The 14,479-nt window shown below is 71.8% G+C and carries 11 protein-coding genes; 6 read left to right on the top strand and 5 right to left on the bottom strand.

Annotated elements, in window-relative coordinates; genetic code table 11:
• The first annotated feature begins 1 nt into the window (after window position 1).
• A complete protein-coding gene (locus tag O7617_RS27690; protein ID WP_282259149.1) occupies window positions 2–1,786 on the top strand; it encodes an N-acetylglutaminylglutamine amidotransferase in 1,785 nt (594 codons plus the stop codon).
• 17 nt (window positions 1,787–1,803) lie between these two features.
• On the opposite strand, the gene O7617_RS27685 is transcribed toward O7617_RS27690, so the two are convergent.
• A complete protein-coding gene (locus O7617_RS27685) occupies window positions 1,804–2,937 on the bottom strand; it encodes a glutamate--cysteine ligase (RefSeq protein ID WP_282259148.1) in 1,134 nt (377 codons plus the stop codon).
• A gap of 159 nt (window positions 2,938–3,096) precedes the next feature.
• Between O7617_RS27685 and O7617_RS27680 the strand changes: the two genes are divergently transcribed.
• Window positions 3,097–3,825: a hypothetical protein gene (locus O7617_RS27680; protein ID WP_282259147.1), complete on the top strand. Its 729-nt coding sequence runs from the start codon at window positions 3,097–3,099 to the stop codon at window positions 3,823–3,825.
• A gap of 12 nt (window positions 3,826–3,837) precedes the next feature.
• On the opposite strand, the gene O7617_RS27675 is transcribed toward O7617_RS27680, so the two are convergent.
• Together O7617_RS27675 and O7617_RS27670 are read right to left on the bottom strand one after the other, a co-directional pair.
• Window positions 3,838–5,046 (bottom strand): RNA polymerase sigma factor, encoded by a 1,209-nt coding sequence (locus O7617_RS27675; protein ID WP_282259146.1) that lies wholly within the window; start codon window positions 5,044–5,046, stop codon window positions 3,838–3,840.
• A gap of 2 nt (window positions 5,047–5,048) precedes the next feature.
• Window positions 5,049–5,408, bottom strand: coding sequence for a YciI family protein (locus tag O7617_RS27670; protein WP_282259145.1), 360 nt, complete (start codon window positions 5,406–5,408; stop codon window positions 5,049–5,051).
• Window positions 5,409–5,584: 176 nt separating this feature from the next.
• On the opposite strand from O7617_RS27670, the gene O7617_RS27665 reads away from it, so the two are divergent.
• Window positions 5,585–6,910: an FAD-dependent oxidoreductase gene (locus O7617_RS27665; RefSeq protein WP_282259144.1), complete on the top strand. Its 1,326-nt coding sequence runs from the start codon at window positions 5,585–5,587 to the stop codon at window positions 6,908–6,910.
• 96 nt (window positions 6,911–7,006) lie between these two features.
• On the opposite strand, the gene O7617_RS27660 is transcribed toward O7617_RS27665, so the two are convergent.
• Both O7617_RS27660 and O7617_RS27655 read right to left on the bottom strand, forming a co-directional pair.
• The gene (locus tag O7617_RS27660) at window positions 7,007–9,232 is read right to left on the bottom strand and encodes a discoidin domain-containing protein (RefSeq protein WP_282259143.1); all 2,226 of its coding nucleotides are present in this window, start codon (window positions 9,230–9,232) and stop codon (window positions 7,007–7,009) included.
• A gap of 599 nt (window positions 9,233–9,831) precedes the next feature.
• Complete coding sequence (locus O7617_RS27655) at window positions 9,832–11,034, bottom strand: ROK family transcriptional regulator (RefSeq protein ID WP_282259142.1); 1,203 nt, start codon at window positions 11,032–11,034, stop codon at window positions 9,832–9,834.
• 236 nt (window positions 11,035–11,270) lie between these two features.
• On the opposite strand from O7617_RS27655, the gene O7617_RS27650 reads away from it, so the two are divergent.
• The 3 genes from O7617_RS27650 to O7617_RS27640 all read left to right on the top strand — a co-directional run bounded on the left by O7617_RS27650 (window position 11,271) and on the right by O7617_RS27640 (window position 14,464).
• The gene (locus O7617_RS27650) at window positions 11,271–12,569 is read left to right on the top strand and encodes a sugar ABC transporter substrate-binding protein (RefSeq protein WP_282259141.1); all 1,299 of its coding nucleotides are present in this window, start codon (window positions 11,271–11,273) and stop codon (window positions 12,567–12,569) included.
• A 70-nt stretch (window positions 12,570–12,639) separates the two neighbouring features.
• The gene (locus tag O7617_RS27645; RefSeq protein ID WP_282259140.1) at window positions 12,640–13,632 is read left to right on the top strand and encodes a sugar ABC transporter permease; all 993 of its coding nucleotides are present in this window, start codon (window positions 12,640–12,642) and stop codon (window positions 13,630–13,632) included.
• Window positions 13,625–14,464, top strand: coding sequence for a carbohydrate ABC transporter permease (locus tag O7617_RS27640; protein ID WP_145781198.1), 840 nt, complete (start codon window positions 13,625–13,627; stop codon window positions 14,462–14,464). The genes O7617_RS27645 and O7617_RS27640 overlap by 8 nt, the downstream gene beginning before the upstream one ends.
• The last annotated feature ends 15 nt before the right edge of the window (window positions 14,465–14,479 follow it).

Genomic DNA, 14,479 nt, shown 5'->3' with positions numbered 1-14,479 from the left:
GATGTGCGGGATCAGCGGGGAGGCCCGGTTCGACGGCCGCTCGCCCGACGCGGCGGCGGTGACCCGGATGACCGAGGCGATGCGCTCCCGTGGCCCGGACGCCGAGGGCCTGTTCGCCGACGGCTGGGTGACCCTCGGGCACCGCCGACTGACCATCATCGACCTGTCCCACGCGGGCGGGCAGCCGATGGTCCGCGACGACCTCGGCCTCGCGCTGGTCTTCAACGGCTGCGTCTACAACTATCCCGAGCTGCGCGAGGAGTTGCAGAACGCCGGGTACGCCTTCGGGTCCACCAGCGACACCGAGGTGATCCTGGTGGCGTACGCACACTGGGGCGAGCGTTTCGTCGACCACCTGGTCGGCATGTTCGCGATCGGCCTGGTGGACCGGGCCCGGCAGCGGCTGATCCTGGCCCGCGACCGGCTCGGCATCAAACCGCTCTACCTCGCCGAGACGCCCGGGCGGCTCCGGTTCGCCTCCACCCTACCCGCGCTGCTGGCCGCCGGCGACGTCGACACCGGCATCGACGCGGTGGCCCTGCACCACTACCTGTCCTGGCACTCCATCGTGCCCGCGCCCCGGACGGTGCTACGCGGCGTGCGCAAGCTCCCGCCGGCCACCCTGCGGGTGATCGAGGCGGACGGGCGCAGCCGCGAGGAGGTCTACTGGCGGCCCGACTACGTGCGGGAGCCCGCCGACGCGGGGATGGACGCCGCCGACTGGCGGGCCGCCGTCGGGGACGCGCTGCGCGCGGCGGTACGCCGACGGCTGGTCGCCGACGTGCCGGTCGGCGTGCTGCTCTCCGGTGGTCTGGACTCCAGCCTCATCGTGGCGCTCCTCGCCGAGGCCGGGCAGCAGCACCTGCGGACGTTCAGCATCGGCTTCGACAGCCGCGACGGCGAGTCCGGCGACGAGTTCCACTACTCCGACCTGGTGGCCCAGGCGTTCGACACCGACCACCACCGGATCCGGCTGGCCGACGACGACCTGGTGCCCGCCGTACGCCGGGCCGTGCTGGCGATGACCGAGCCGATGGGCAGTCACGACGTGGTCGCCTTCCACCTGCTGTCCGAGCAGGTGGCGCGGCACGTGAAGGTGGCGCAGTCCGGGCAGGGCGCCGACGAGGTGTTCGCCGGTTACGGCTACCACCAGCCGCTCACCGAGGTGCCCCGGCACAGCGCCGCCGAGACGTTCGCCGCCGCGTTCTTCGACCGCGACCACGACGAGTTGCGCGACCTCGTCGCCCCGGAGTACGCGCTGGAGCACGACGCCAGCCGGGAACTGCTCGCCGGGCACCTCGCCGCGCCGGGCGCGCAGACCGCGCTGGACGCCGTGCTGCGCCTGGACACCCACCTGATGCTCCCCGACGACCCGGTCAAGCGGGTGGACAGCATGAGCATGGCGTGGGGCCTGGAGGTCCGCACCCCCTTCCTCGACCAGGACCTGGTCACCCTGGCCGCGCACTGCCCACCGGAGCACAAGGTCGCGCAGGGCGGTAAGGGCGTGCTGAAGGAGGTCGCCCGGCAGGTGCTGCCCGCCGAGGTGATCGACCGTCGCAAGGGCTACTTCCCCGTGCCGGCGTTGCGCAACGTGGACGGCCCGGTGCGGGAGCTGGTCGCCGAGGCGTTGCAGGCGCCCGCCGCGCGCAAGCGAGGGCTGTTCCGACCGGAGTACGTGGCACGCCTGCTCGCCGAGCCGGACCGGGCCGAGGCGGCGGCCGGCAGTAACAAGCTGTGGCAGCTCGGCCTCCTGGAGCTGTGGTTGCAGACGCACGACATCCACTGAGTCGCGCCGGGCCGCGGTCAGGCGGCGGCCGTGCGGGCGGCCAGGTCGTCGATCACGGCGCGCAGGTCACCGGTACGCTCCAGCACCCGGCGCTGCCGGGCCGCGCCGGTCCCGTCGCGACGCAGCCGGGCCAGGTGCGCCAACACGTAGCCGAGGTCGCCGTGGCGCAGCAGGGCCGGGGCGATCACCGCCATCAGCTCGTCGACGAGCACCCAGGCCGGTCGGGTGCCGCCGGCGCGCAGGTCGATCAGTTCACCGTCGAGGCCGTGGTGGGCGGCCCGCCAGTGCGCGGCGGCGACCAGGCAGTCCCGGGTGTGCGGCGCGGTCACCCCGGCGCGTACGTCGTCGGCGAGGGTGGCGACGAGGGACCGGACCAGTGCGGCGACGAGCACCGTGTCGTCCACGTCCGAGCTGACGTCGCCGACCCGCACCTCCACCGTCGGGTACGCCGACGACGGCCGCGCGTACCAGTAGACCATCGCGGCGTCGAGCATGACACCGGCGGCGATCAGCTCGTCCACGGTCCGGTCGTAGTCGGCGGCGGAGTCGAAGTACGGTGTCGGACCGATGCTGGGCCAGCGTTCCAGCTGCATCGACCGCCAGCTGGCGTGGCCGGTGTCGCGCCCGTCGTGCAACGGCGAGTTGGTGGTGATCGCCTGGATCACCGGCAGCCAGGTACGCAGGTGGTTGCAGACCTGCACGGCCAGTTCCCGGTCGGGCAGGCCGACGTGCACGTGACAGCCGCAGACCGCCGGGTCGTGCGCCACCGGGCCGTACCGGCGCGACATCGCGTGGTAGCGCGGCCGGTCGGGCACCGTCAGGTGCGGTTCGGCCACGGGGGTGGCACCGACGGCCACCAGTCGGGCCCCGGCGGCCGTGGCCGCCTCGGCGGCGGCGTGACGCAACGACACCAGGTGCGTGCGCAGTTCGTTGAGGTCGGCGCAGACCGGCGTGACCATCTCCACCATGCTGTGCCGGAACTCCTGGCGGCTCTGGTCGCGGGCGGGGCCGCGCAGCGCGGCCAGCACCCGGTCGGCCACCGGCAGGTTGCGCCCGGTGTCCGGGTCGAGCAGCAGGAACTCCTCCTCCACCCCGAGCGTGAGGGTGGACACGTCGGGCACCCTGTCGGCGACGGTCGGACGGTACGCCATGGCCGCCTCCATCCGACTGCGGCCACGGGTGGACCCGTGGCCGGGCCGCACGGGTTCCCGGCGCGTCCGCCCGCAAACGCGCCCGCCAGGTGTGGCCGCGCCGTCGAGCGAACCGGACACCGACGACACACAGTGGTGAATGTCTGGGACGATGCAGGAATGCTGATGCGTTGGCGTGGTTCCCGGTGGTTCCACATCGCCCTGGGCCTGGTGGCGGGTGCCGCCGTGGGGCTGGCGGTGTACCTGGCCAGTCGACTGACCGGGCCCGCCCTCTTCGCCCTCTGCGGCACGACGGCGGGTGGCGTCGCGGCCGTGGTGGCGTCGGCATACTCGCGGTTCTTCCAGCTGGCGGAGGTGACCGTCTCGGTTCCGCAGTTCAGCGAGCTGCGGTTCGCGGTCACCCGGGACAACAAGCAGACCGCCTGGCGGCTGTTCGTGGAGGCGGTCACCCGGGTGTCCGGTCAGCCGCTGGCGACCGGGACGGGCCTGGTCCGGGAGGCGTTGACGTCGCTCTACCAGTTGTTCGCGATCACCAGGGAGGTGCTGAGCCAGGCGGCGCCGACCATTCGGACCAATGGTCGCCCGACGGTCGAGCACCTCGGGATCGCCATGCTCAACAATGAGCTTCGGCCGTTCCTCGCCACCTGGCACCCGCGCCTGAGGGCGTGGGAGCAGGCCAACCCCGACGGGCCCGAGTCTGCCTGGCCGGACGACGCGCAGTGCCGCGCGGAGCTGGCGGCCATGCAACTGCGGTTGCTGCGCTACGTCGAGGGTCTGGGCGAACTCGCCCAGGTGCCCAATGTCGAGGACGTGATGGCGGGTGTCATCGCCGACCCGCCGACCGTTCCCGGCCAGCCGACGCGCCGGTCGACGGCGGCGGGCCAGTAGCGTCCGCCAGGGTCACTGCGGCGTCAGGGCCGCCGCGCGGGCGGTGAGGAAGGCCCGTTCGGCAGCGTTGTCGGTCAACGCGACGGCGGTCCGGTACGCGTCGACGGCCTCCGCGTCCCGCCCGAGCCGGGCCAGCAGGTCGGCCCGAACCGCGTGGTGTACGTGGTAGCCGTCCAGGTCGAGCCGATCCACCTCGGTCAGCGCCACCGCCGGTCCGGCGACCTCGGCGAGCGCGACGGCCCGGTTCAGCGCGACGACGGCACTGGGCGCGACGGCTGTCAGGTGGTCGTACAACGCGAGGATCTGACCCCAGTCGGTGTCGGCGGCGCGCGGCGCGGCGCTGTGCACGGCGGCGATCGCGGCCTGGATCTGGTACGGCCCGGGCCGGTCACGGCGCAGGCAGCGGCGGACCAGCGTCTGCCCCTCGGCGATCAGCGCGGCGTCCCACCTGCCCCGGTCCTGCCGGGGCAGCGGCACGAGGTCGCCGTCGGGTGTGGTCCGCGCGGCGCGGCGTGACTCGGTGAGCAGCATCAGTGCGAGCAGACCGAGGGCTTCCGGCTCGTCCGGCATCAGCTCGACGAGCAGCCGGGTCAGCCGGATCGCCTCCACGCACAGCTCGGCGCGGACCAGACGCCGCCCGGCACTGGCGGTGTGCCCCTCGTTGAAGATCAGGTAGAGCACCGCGAGCACGCCGTGCAGCCGGTCGGACAGGTCGGCGTCGCGCGGCACCCGGTACGGGATCCGGGCGTGACGGATCTTCGACTTGGCGCGGACCAGCCGCTGCGCCATGGTCGGCTCCGGCACCAGGAAGGCCCGGGCGATCTCGGCGGTGCTCAGCCCGCCGAGCAGGCGCAGGGTGAGGGCGACCCGGGCGGTCGGGGCGAGCGCCGGATGACAGCACGTGAAGATCAGTCGTAACCGGTCGTCGCGCACGGGTCCCTCCTCGACGATGCCGTCGGCGGCGAACAACAGGGACGCCTCGGCGTGTCGGTCGTCCCGGGACGCCTCCCGGCGCAGCCGGTCGATCGCCCGGTTCCGGGCGGTGGTGATGATCCAACCGGCGGGGCTGGGCGGCGGGCCGGTCGTCGGCCACCGCGCCACCGCGATGACGAAAGCGTCTTGGACGGCCTCCTCGGCGAGGTCGATGTCGCCGAGGAGGCGGACCAGGACGGCGACCGCGCGCCCGTACTCCGCGCGGAACACCGCCTCCACGTCCGGCACGGTCAGTCTCCGACCCCGCCGTGGAAGGGGCGGACCTCGATCGGCAACGTGGTGGCCACCGCGTAGCGGCGGCCCCACTCCAGGGCGACGTCCAGGTCCGGCACGTCGATGATGGTGATGCCGCCCAGGTACTCCTTGCCCTCGGCGAACGGCCCGTCGGTGACCAGGACCTCGCCGCCCTCACGGGCACGCAGCACGGTGGCGGTCTCCGGCCCGTGCAGGCCCTGCCCGAACACCCACGAACCGGTGGACGTCAACTCGTCGCGGAAGTCGGCGAGGCGGCGCATCACCCCGGCCAGGAACTCCGGGTCCGGCGGCAGCTCACCCTGCGGCTGGTGAAGGCTGAGCAAGTACAACGTCATCGTTCCTCCTCGCGGGGACGGCCGGCTCCGCACCGACCTCTCATCTTCCACACGATCGGCAGCCGCTCGAATCGACAGGCCGGCGGAAGAATCTCCGCGCCGCCCGACCCCGGTGTCGGCGACGCTGCCGCCGGAGCCCGCAGTCATGCCTGCGGCGGTTGTGGGTAGACCCCGGTGTGGACGACGGCTTGCGGGTGGTCGTGGTCGGCGCCGGCTTCTCCGGGCTCGCCGCCGCGCTGGCACTCAGCCGTGCCGGCGCCCGGGTGCGGCTGCTGGAGGCCCGCGACCGGGTGGGCGGTCGGGTGTTGACCCGCTGGCTACCCGACGTCACCCAACTCGACCTCGGCGCGCAGTGGATCGGCCCGACCCAGCATCGGATGTACGCGTTGGTCGCCGAACACGGGCTGGCCACGTTCGCGTCGGCGGCGTTCGGCGCACCCACCGTGCTCTGGGCCGGTGCGCGCCGGGCCGAGCCGCCGGCGCGGGCCGCCCGGGTCCTCGGCCTGCTCGACGAGTACGCCGCCCGGCTGGACCCGGCCACGCCCTGGCAGGCCCCGGAGGCCGCACAGTGGGACCGGACGATCCTCGGCGGCTGGTTGCGTGCCACGGCCGGGGACGACGACACCGCCGACTATCTGGGGCGGTTGCTCGCCGGCGGGCTGCTGGCCACCGGCGCGGACGAGGTGTCGTTGTTGCACCTGCTGTTCTACCTGCGCAGCGCCGGCGGGACCGGGCCCCTGCTGGGGATGGCGGGCGGCGCGCAGCAGGACCGGATCGTGGGCGGGCCACCGGCGCTGGCCGAGCGGATGGCCGCCGCTCTGCCACCGGGGGCGCTGACGTTGGCCGCACCGGTACGGGCCGTCGAACAGAACGCCGACGGGGTGACGGCGTGGACCGACGCCGGCCGCGTGAACGCTGACTTCCTGGTGGTCGCACTGGCTCCGGCTCTGGCGGGCCGGATCCGGTACGCTCCGCCGCTGCCCGCGTTGCGCGACGGGTTGACCCAGCGGATGCCGATGGGTTCGGCGCTGAAGGTGCACGCCGTCTACCCGGAGCCGTTCTGGCGTGCCGACGGGTTCTCCGGGGTGTCCACCAGCACCACCGGTCCGCTCACCGAGACGGTCGACAACTCCACACCCACCTCGCCGCTCGGCGTGTTGACCGGGTTCAGCTACGCCTCGGACGCCGCGGTGCTGCGCGGGATGTCTCCCGAGCAGCGTCGGCGGTGCCTGCTGGAGGCGTTCGCCGCAGTGGTCGGGCCACGCGCCGGTGACCCGGTCGACCTCGTCGAGTACGACTGGTCGACCGAGGAGTGGACGCGGGGCTGCTTCTGCGGTGCGCTCACCCCCGGGTCCTGGGCCGCGTACGGGCCGCATCTGCGGACGCCGGTGGGCCGGGTGCACTGGGCGGGCACCGAGACGGCGACCCGCTGGACCGGCTACCTGGAGGGCGCGGTGCGTGCCGGTGAGCGGGCGGCGGCCGAGGTGCTGGCACGACCGTAGCCGGCCCGGTCTCGGCGGGACCGGGCCGGCACGGCCCTGGGTGCCACCCGGCCGACCCGGTCCGATGAGACGACCGGGCCGGCGCGGGCGCCCCGGTCAGGGGTAGGTGGTCAGGTACACCGTCTGGTTGGCCGCGTTCGCGGTGCCTCCGGCGTTGTTGATCACCCGGTTGATGGTGCCGACGCCACCGAGCGAGACGGTGACCATGTTCGTGAAGCGCACGTTCGGGTTGACGGGCACCTCGAAGGACCGCTCCTCGACCACCGCGGGGTTGACGTTGAAGTAGCTGTAGCTGCCCAGCCCCCACGCCTGGTGACTGGTCACCGAGTCGGCGACCTTGTACGCGGCGTAGCCCCGGGTCGACCCGTTCATCCAGGCGGCCTGGTTGGGCGGGTCGTACGGCAGTTCGTTCTGGTAGAAGTACGTCCGGCCACCGTTGCCGTTCCAGATGGTCTGGTACTTCTGGTAGTGCTCGACGAAGAGGCCGTACATGGTGACGTTGTCGCCGTTGACGGTGAGCCCGGTGTCGGCGGTGTTCAGCGTCCACCCGGTCGGCACGCCACTGGCGGCGTGGTCGGCCCGCCACAGCCACATGTGGTCGCCGATCACGTTGTCGCTGTTGACGGTCAACGTGTTGGTGGCCTTGCCGACGTGTGGGCCGCCGATGCGGAAGAACACGTCGTGCAGCGAGGTCGGGTTCGAGGCGTGGCTGGCGGACGAACCGGACGGCCCGACCTCCATCAGCACCGGCGAGTTGGTGGTGCCGGCCTCGAACATGATGCCGGCGACCTTGACGCCGTCCACGTCGGCGACCCGCATGCCCACGGTGCCGTTGTCGGCCTGGATGGTGGCCAGGCCCAGACCGAGGATCACCGTGTCGGCCCGGTTGACCTGGATCGGCTCGGTGATGCGGTGCACACCCGGGGTGAAGAGCAGGTGCTTGCCCTGGGCGAGAGCCGCGTTGATGGTGGCGGCGCTGGTGCCGGGCTGGACGACGAAGAACTGCGACAGCGACAGGGACGAGCCGGCCGGGGTCTTGTTGTACCAACTGGTGCCGGTGGAGTTGGTGCGCAGCGCGGGCACGAACACCCGGTACTCACCGCTGCCCGTCACGTAGAGGAACGGCTTCTCCCGGACCTGCGGGGTCTGGCCGATGACGGTGTGCGACGGGTTGGGGAAACTCGGCGCGGGGGCACCGGTGACGCCCTGGAAGACCATGTTCCACACCGAGCCGGTCCAGCCGTTGCCGAACTCGCTGTTGCGCGAGTACCACTGCTGCTGCGAGCCGGAGACGACCAGCCCGTCGATGCGGGTGTCCGCCATCAGGCCGCCGCTGGACCAGCCGTCGCCGCCGTTCCAGAGCTGGATCTGGTTCTGCGCGCCGCGCAGGTGCATCCGCCGGTACGGGGCGGCCTGGGACACCGCCCAGCGCTCCACGGTCTGCCCGGCGGGCAGGGTGACGGAGAGGTTCTCGGCGGCCCGCCAGAAGTTCTGGGTGGCGTTGCCGCCGAACCAGAACGCCTCGGCGCGGACGTGCCCGTTGAGGTTGACGTCGTCCGGGCTCATCCCGAGGCCGGCGACCTGGGTGAAGAAGCCGAGGTTGACGTCGGCGGTGTAGGTGCCGGGCTTGAACAGCACCGCGTAGCGCTGCGGGCCGAACTGGTTGGTCTCCTGCTGGGTGAAGAGGGTGTTCAGTCGACTCTGGATCGTCGACGTGGGCGTGCTCGGGTCGAAGACGAACGTGTTCGACCCGAGGTTGGGGTTGTACGGGTCGGTGGGCGTCACCGGGGGCTCGTTGGTGCCGCCGTCGGTCTCGCCGTAGACCTGGAACTCCCAGAGCGAGTAGCCGTAGCCGGTGCCCCGGACGGTGCCGTACATGCGGACGTAGCGGCCGGCGCCGGAGACGGTGAGGTTCTGGGTGCCGCCGGTGCCGGTGGTGGTCGAGTAGATCGTGGTCCAGGTGGACCCGTTGTCGGAGGTCTGGAGCTGGAAGGCCCGGCCGTGGGCGGCCTCCCAGAGCAGGTTGACCTGGGTGATGGTGGCGCGGGCGCCCAGGTCGACCTGGAGCCACTGTGGGTCGCTGAACGCACTGGACCAGCGGGTGCCGGTGTTGCCGTCGACAGCGGCGGCGGCGGGGGTTCCACCGTTCTCGGTGGACGAGGCGGTGGCCGTGCGGCCCTGGGACAGCAGGACGGGGGCGGCCTGCGCGGGCGCCGTGGTGCCGGTCGGGGTGAGCGCCGCGACCAGGGCCACGGTGAGCCCGGCGAGCAGGTGCCGCACGACCCGAGGACGCGGGCGTACGGATGTAGCGCGAGATGTCATGACATCGCCTGTCGATAGAGGGGGCTACGGACTGCTGCACGGATGGGGGTCGGGCTCGCCCGTAGCGCCGGGGATGGTGCCGCCGAGGCGACGCCGCGGGATGGAGAGCGCTCTCGTAGGAGTGTTGCGGCGAGATTGCGACGGCGTCAAGACATCGATCTATAACTTCGTTATTTATCCCGAGGATTCTTTTTGTGTAATTCCCGACCCTCCACACCGGTCACGCACCCCGACCCTCCACACCGGTCACGCGCCCCGACCCTCCACACCGGTCACGCACCGCCCCCGACCAAGCGCCAGTCGGCTTCCCGCGAGGTCGGCCCCTCCCGGCGCCGCATCCGGAACCGCGTCGATCACCGCAAGATCCACACAGTTTCGGTGATGTTGCTGCCTCAAACCGCCCTGAGGCAGCAACATCGGGGATGTTGCGCGGATCTTGCGGGCGGGGACGGCCGGGACGGGCAGGGTGAGGCGGCGGGGGCGCAAGGGGCGGCCCGGGCGCACGGGCGGCGGGGGCGCACGGGCGGCGGGGGCGCACGGGCGGCGGGGGCGCAAGGGCCGGCCGGGCGCACGGGCCGGCCAGGCGGCGGGGCGGACGGTCAGGGGCGGCGGACGCCGCCCTCGGTGAGGAAGCGGGCGATCGGGAGGGTGGCCGCGCCGAGCGCCACCGCGTCGACGCCGAGTCGGCACAGCTCGATCGACGCCTGGCCGAACGGCTGGCGCAGCGCCTGCCGGCCGGCGGCCTCCCGGACGGCCGGGAGCAGGTCACCCAGCGCCATCGCCGCCCAGCCGCCGAGCACCACCCGCTCCGGGTTGAACAGGTTGATCAGGTTGGCGACCCCGGCCCCGAGGTAGCCGGCGGTGTCGTCGAGGACCCGTCGGGCGGTGGCGGAGGTCGCGGCGGCGTCGACCAGGGCCGCGATCTGGGACTCCTCGTCCTCGCCCGGCACCGGCCGACCCCGGCGCGCCTCGCGGTAGCGGTCGATGATCGCCTCCGCGCCCACGTACGCCTCCAGGCAGCCGCGCGCGCCACACCGGCAGGCCCGCCCGCCGTACACCAGGGTGGTGTGACCCCACTCCCCCGCGCTGCTGGACGCGCCCCGGTAGGTGGCCCCGTTGGTCACCACCGACGCGCCGACACCGGAGCCGACCAGCGCGAAGACGGCGTTCCGGGCCCCCCGACCGGCGCCGAACCACATCTCGGCCTGGCCGAGGGTCTTGGCGCCGTTGTCGATGTGCAGCGGCAGGTCGGTGCCGGTGCCGATCAGCCGTTCCAGTGGCACCCGGTCCCAGCCGAGGGCCTGGGCGTGCACGACGGCCTCGGTGCCCTGCTCGACGACGCCGGAGACGCCGATGCCGACGCCGAGCACGTCGGCGGCGGCCACCCCGGCGGTGCCGGTCACCGCGTCGATGCCGGCCAGCACGTGCCCGGCGACCAGGTCCGGTTCGGTACGCGCCGGGTCGAGCGGGTATTCGACGCTGGCCAGCAGGGTCATGGCGAAGTCGAACAGCTCCACCCGGACCCGGGTCTCGCCGACGTCCACGCCGACCAGGAAGGCGAAGCGGGGTGCGATGCGCAGCAGCATGCTGGGCCGACCGCCGTCGGACTCGGCGGCCCCGGCCTCGGCGACGAGCCCCTCGTCGATCAGGTCGGCCACCACGTTGCTGACCGCCGGCTGACTCAGCCCGGTGCTGCGCACCAGGTCCTGCCGCGTGAGCGGGCCGTCGAGGAAGAGCCTGGTCAGCAGGGCGGACCTGTTGCGCAGCCGCACGCTGCGGTTGGTGGCACGCGCCAGCTCCACTCGTCACCTCGTTCCCGTCGGCCGTTCGAGGCGACTGTAACCGCCTCGTGCTTGACGACCCACCGGCCAACAACTTTAATGACGACATAAATTAAGCCGTGATGTAACTCCTGGGAAACGCCGACGGACCCCCGACGGCGCACCCCCGAACCCTGTCCGCAGCCGGCCGCCCGTCGCCCGACCCCTATCGGCGACGGAGGTCGGCGGACCCCCACCACGCACCGGAAGGGCAGACCGTGTCGAGACGACACCTCGGGATATTCACCGCCGCCGTACTGGCAGCAGCATCGCTGACCGCCTGCGGCGGCTCCGGCGACGACTCCGCAGCGTCGCCCAAGACGCTCACCTACTGGGCCAGCAACCAGGGCGCCAGCCTGGAGGCCGACAAGACGATCCTCCAGCCGGAGCTGGACAAGTTCGAGAAGCAGACCGGGATCAAGGTCACCGTCGAGGTGGTCCCCTGGTCGGACCTGCTCAACCGGCTGCTCGCGGCCGCCACCTCCGGCAAGGGCCCGGACGTGGTCAACATCGGCAACACCTGGTCGGCGTCGTTGCAGGCCACCGGTGCGCTCGTCGAGTTCGACGACGCCACCCTGCAGGCCGTCGGCGGCAAGGACCGGATCGTGCCGGCCGCGCTCGCCGCCGCCGGGGCCCCCGGCAAGCCGCCGGCCGCCGTGCCGCTCTACTCCATGGCGTACAGCCTGTACTACAACAAGAAGATGTTCGCCGACGCGGGCATCACCGCGCCGCCGACCACCTGGGAGCAGGTCGTCGAGTACGGCAAGAAGCTGAGCACCGGCGGCAAGTGGGGCCTGGCGATCGAGGGGGCCAACCCGTCGGAGAACGCGCACCACGCCTTCACCTTCAGCCAGCAGTACGGCGGTGAGTGGTTCGACTCGGCCGGCAAGCCGACCTTCGACACCCCGCAGAACGTGTCGGCGATCAAGCGGTACATCGACTTCATGGCCGCCGACAAGATCACCAACCCGAGCAACGCCGAGTACGCGCAGAACCAGTCGGTCTCCGACTTCGCCAACGGCAAGGCCGCGATGCTGCTGTGGCAGTCCGCCGGCTCGAACCTGAAGACGCAGAACATGCCCGCCGACGCGTACGGGGTGGCCCCGGTGCCGTTCCTGGCCAGCCCGCCGGCCGGCGGCAAGAAGGTCAACAGCATGGTCGCCGGGATCAACATGGCAGTGTTCAAGCACACCAAGAACAAGGACGGCGCGCTGAGCTTCGTGAAGTTCATGACCAGCGACGAGGAGCAGACGATCCTCAACAAGACGTACGGCTCGCTGCCGGCGGTGAAGACCGCGGGCGCCGACCCGGCGTTCAGCGCCCCGGAGCAGAAGACCATCCAGGAGACCCTGGTCACCACGGCGGCCCCGCTGCCGCAGGTGCCCGAGGAGAGCACCTTCGAGACCCTGGTCGGCACCGCGATGAAGGAACTGTTCGCGGACGCGGCAAGCGGCAAGCCCGTCACCGAGGCATCGGTGAAGGCGAAGCTGACCGACGCGCAGCAGAAGATGCGCTGACCCAGGCGTCACCGGTGGCCGTGGTCGGGTGCTGAGCCCGACCACGGCCACCGACTCCGAGAGGACCCCGATGGCAACCAGCACCACCGCGCCGGACGCTGCCCGGCGCGAACCCCGGGCCGGGTCACCGGCACGAGGGCCGGCCCGCCGGCCCCGCGGCCCGCGCCGCTCGCTCCTGCCGTATCTGCTGCTCGCCCCGGCCATCGTGCTGGAACTCGCCATCCACGTGATCCCGATGGTCGTCGGGGTCTGGATGAGCATGCTGGAGCTGACCCAGTTCCACATCCGCGACTGGTCCACCGCGCCCTTCGTGGGGTGGGAGAACTACCGGGCGACGCTCGACCTGAACAGCGCCGCCGGCAAGGAACTGCTGCACTCGTTCTGGATCACCCTGGCCTACAGCGTGCTCTCGGTCGGGTTCGCCTGGCTGCTCGGCATCTCGGCGGCGGTCGTGCTGCAACGGCCCTTCCGGGGGCGGGCGATCCTGCGCGCGTTGTTCCTCACCCCGTACGCCCTGCCGGTCTACGCCGCGGTGATCACCTGGAGTTTCCTGCTGCAACGCGACACCGGCCTGGTCAACCACGTCCTCGTCGATCAGCTCGGGCTGCTGGGCGAGCGGCCGTTCTGGCTGATCGGCGACAACAGCTTCTGGTCGCTGCTGGTGGTGTCGGTGTGGCGCAACTGGCCGTTCGCGTTCCTGTGCCTGATGGCCGGCCTGCAGAACGTGCCCGGCGAGATGTACGAGGCCGCCGCGATCGACGGCGCCGGGTTCTGGCGTCGGCTGCGCTCGGTCACCCTGCCCATGCTGCGGCCGGTGAACCTGGTGCTGCTGCTGGTGCTGTTCCTGTGGACGTTCAACGACTTCAACACCCCGTTCGTGCTGTTCGGCGGCTCCGCCCCGGAGCAGGCCGACCTGATCTCCATCCACATCTACCGCAGCTCCTTCAAGACCTGGGACTTCGGCTCCGGCTCGGCGATGTCCGTGGCGCTGCTGCTGTTCCTGATGATCGTCTCGGCCGCGTACCTGCTGATCACCAACCGTCGGAGGGACGACCATGCGTGAGACCGCCGGTGAGCGCTGGGGTCGGCGCATCGTGCTGACCCTGCTCACCCTCTTCGTCGTCATCCCGCTCTACGTGATGGTCACCTCGGCCGCGAAGCCGTTGCAGGACGTGCAGAACGGCTTCACCTGGTGGCCCAGCCGGCCCACCCTGCAACCGTTCGTCGACATGTGGAGCACTGTGCCGCTGGCTCGGTACCTGGTGAACAGCCTGGTGGTGTCGAGCATCGCGGCGGTCTGCTCGGTGGCGATCGCCATCTTCGCCGCGTTCGCGGTGAGCCGGTACCGGTTCCGTGGCCGGGGCGTCTTCACGGTGACGGTGCTGTCCACGCAGATGTTCCCCGGCATCCTGTTCCTGCTGCCGCTGTTCCTCATCTACGTCAACCTGGGCAACGCCACCGGCATCGAGCTGTACGCCAGCCGTACCGGCCTGGTGATCACGTACCTGACGTTCTCGTTGCCGTTCTCGATCTGGATGCTGGTCGGCTACTTCGACTCGATTCCCCGAGGGTTGGACGAGGCGGCGCAGGTCGACGGTGCCGGGCCGCTGCGCACCCTGTTCCAGGTCATCCTGCCGGCCGCCGTGCCCGGCGTCGTCGCGGTCACCGTGTACGCGTTCATGACCGCCTGGGGTGAGGTGCTGTTCGCGTCGGTGATGACCGACGAGGGCAGCCGCACCCTGGCCGTCGGCCTGCAGGGCTACTCCACCCAGTTCAACGTCTACTGGAACCAGATCATGGCCGCCTCGCTGGTGGTCAGCATCCCGGTCGTCGTCGGGTTCCTGGCCCTGCAGCGGTACTTCGTCGCCGGCCTCACCGCCGGCGCGGTCAAGTGAGTCATCCGATCCCAG

Source organism: Micromonospora sp. WMMD1155 (genome assembly GCF_029581275.1).
In the GTDB taxonomy this organism is placed as follows: Bacteria; Actinomycetota; Actinomycetes; order Mycobacteriales; family Micromonosporaceae; genus Micromonospora.
The sequence above is the reverse complement of the archived record's forward strand: the minus strand, read 5'-3'. Positions and strand labels throughout refer to the sequence as shown.

Coding starts and splice junctions, on each gene's coding strand:
- O7617_RS27690 (WP_282259149.1), top strand. CDS start 2: ATGTGCGGGATCAGCGGGGAGGCCCGGTTCGACGGCCGCTCGCCCGAC.
- O7617_RS27685 (WP_282259148.1), bottom strand. CDS start 2,937: ATGGCGTACCGTCCGACCGTCGCCGACAGGGTGCCCGACGTGTCCACC.
- O7617_RS27680 (WP_282259147.1), top strand. CDS start 3,097: ATGCTGATGCGTTGGCGTGGTTCCCGGTGGTTCCACATCGCCCTGGGC.
- O7617_RS27670 (WP_282259145.1), bottom strand. CDS start 5,408: ATGACGTTGTACTTGCTCAGCCTTCACCAGCCGCAGGGTGAGCTGCCG.
- O7617_RS27660 (WP_282259143.1), bottom strand. CDS start 9,232: ATGACATCTCGCGCTACATCCGTACGCCCGCGTCCTCGGGTCGTGCGG.
- O7617_RS27645 (WP_282259140.1), top strand. CDS start 12,640: ATGGCAACCAGCACCACCGCGCCGGACGCTGCCCGGCGCGAACCCCGG.
- O7617_RS27640 (WP_145781198.1), top strand. CDS start 13,625: ATGCGTGAGACCGCCGGTGAGCGCTGGGGTCGGCGCATCGTGCTGACC.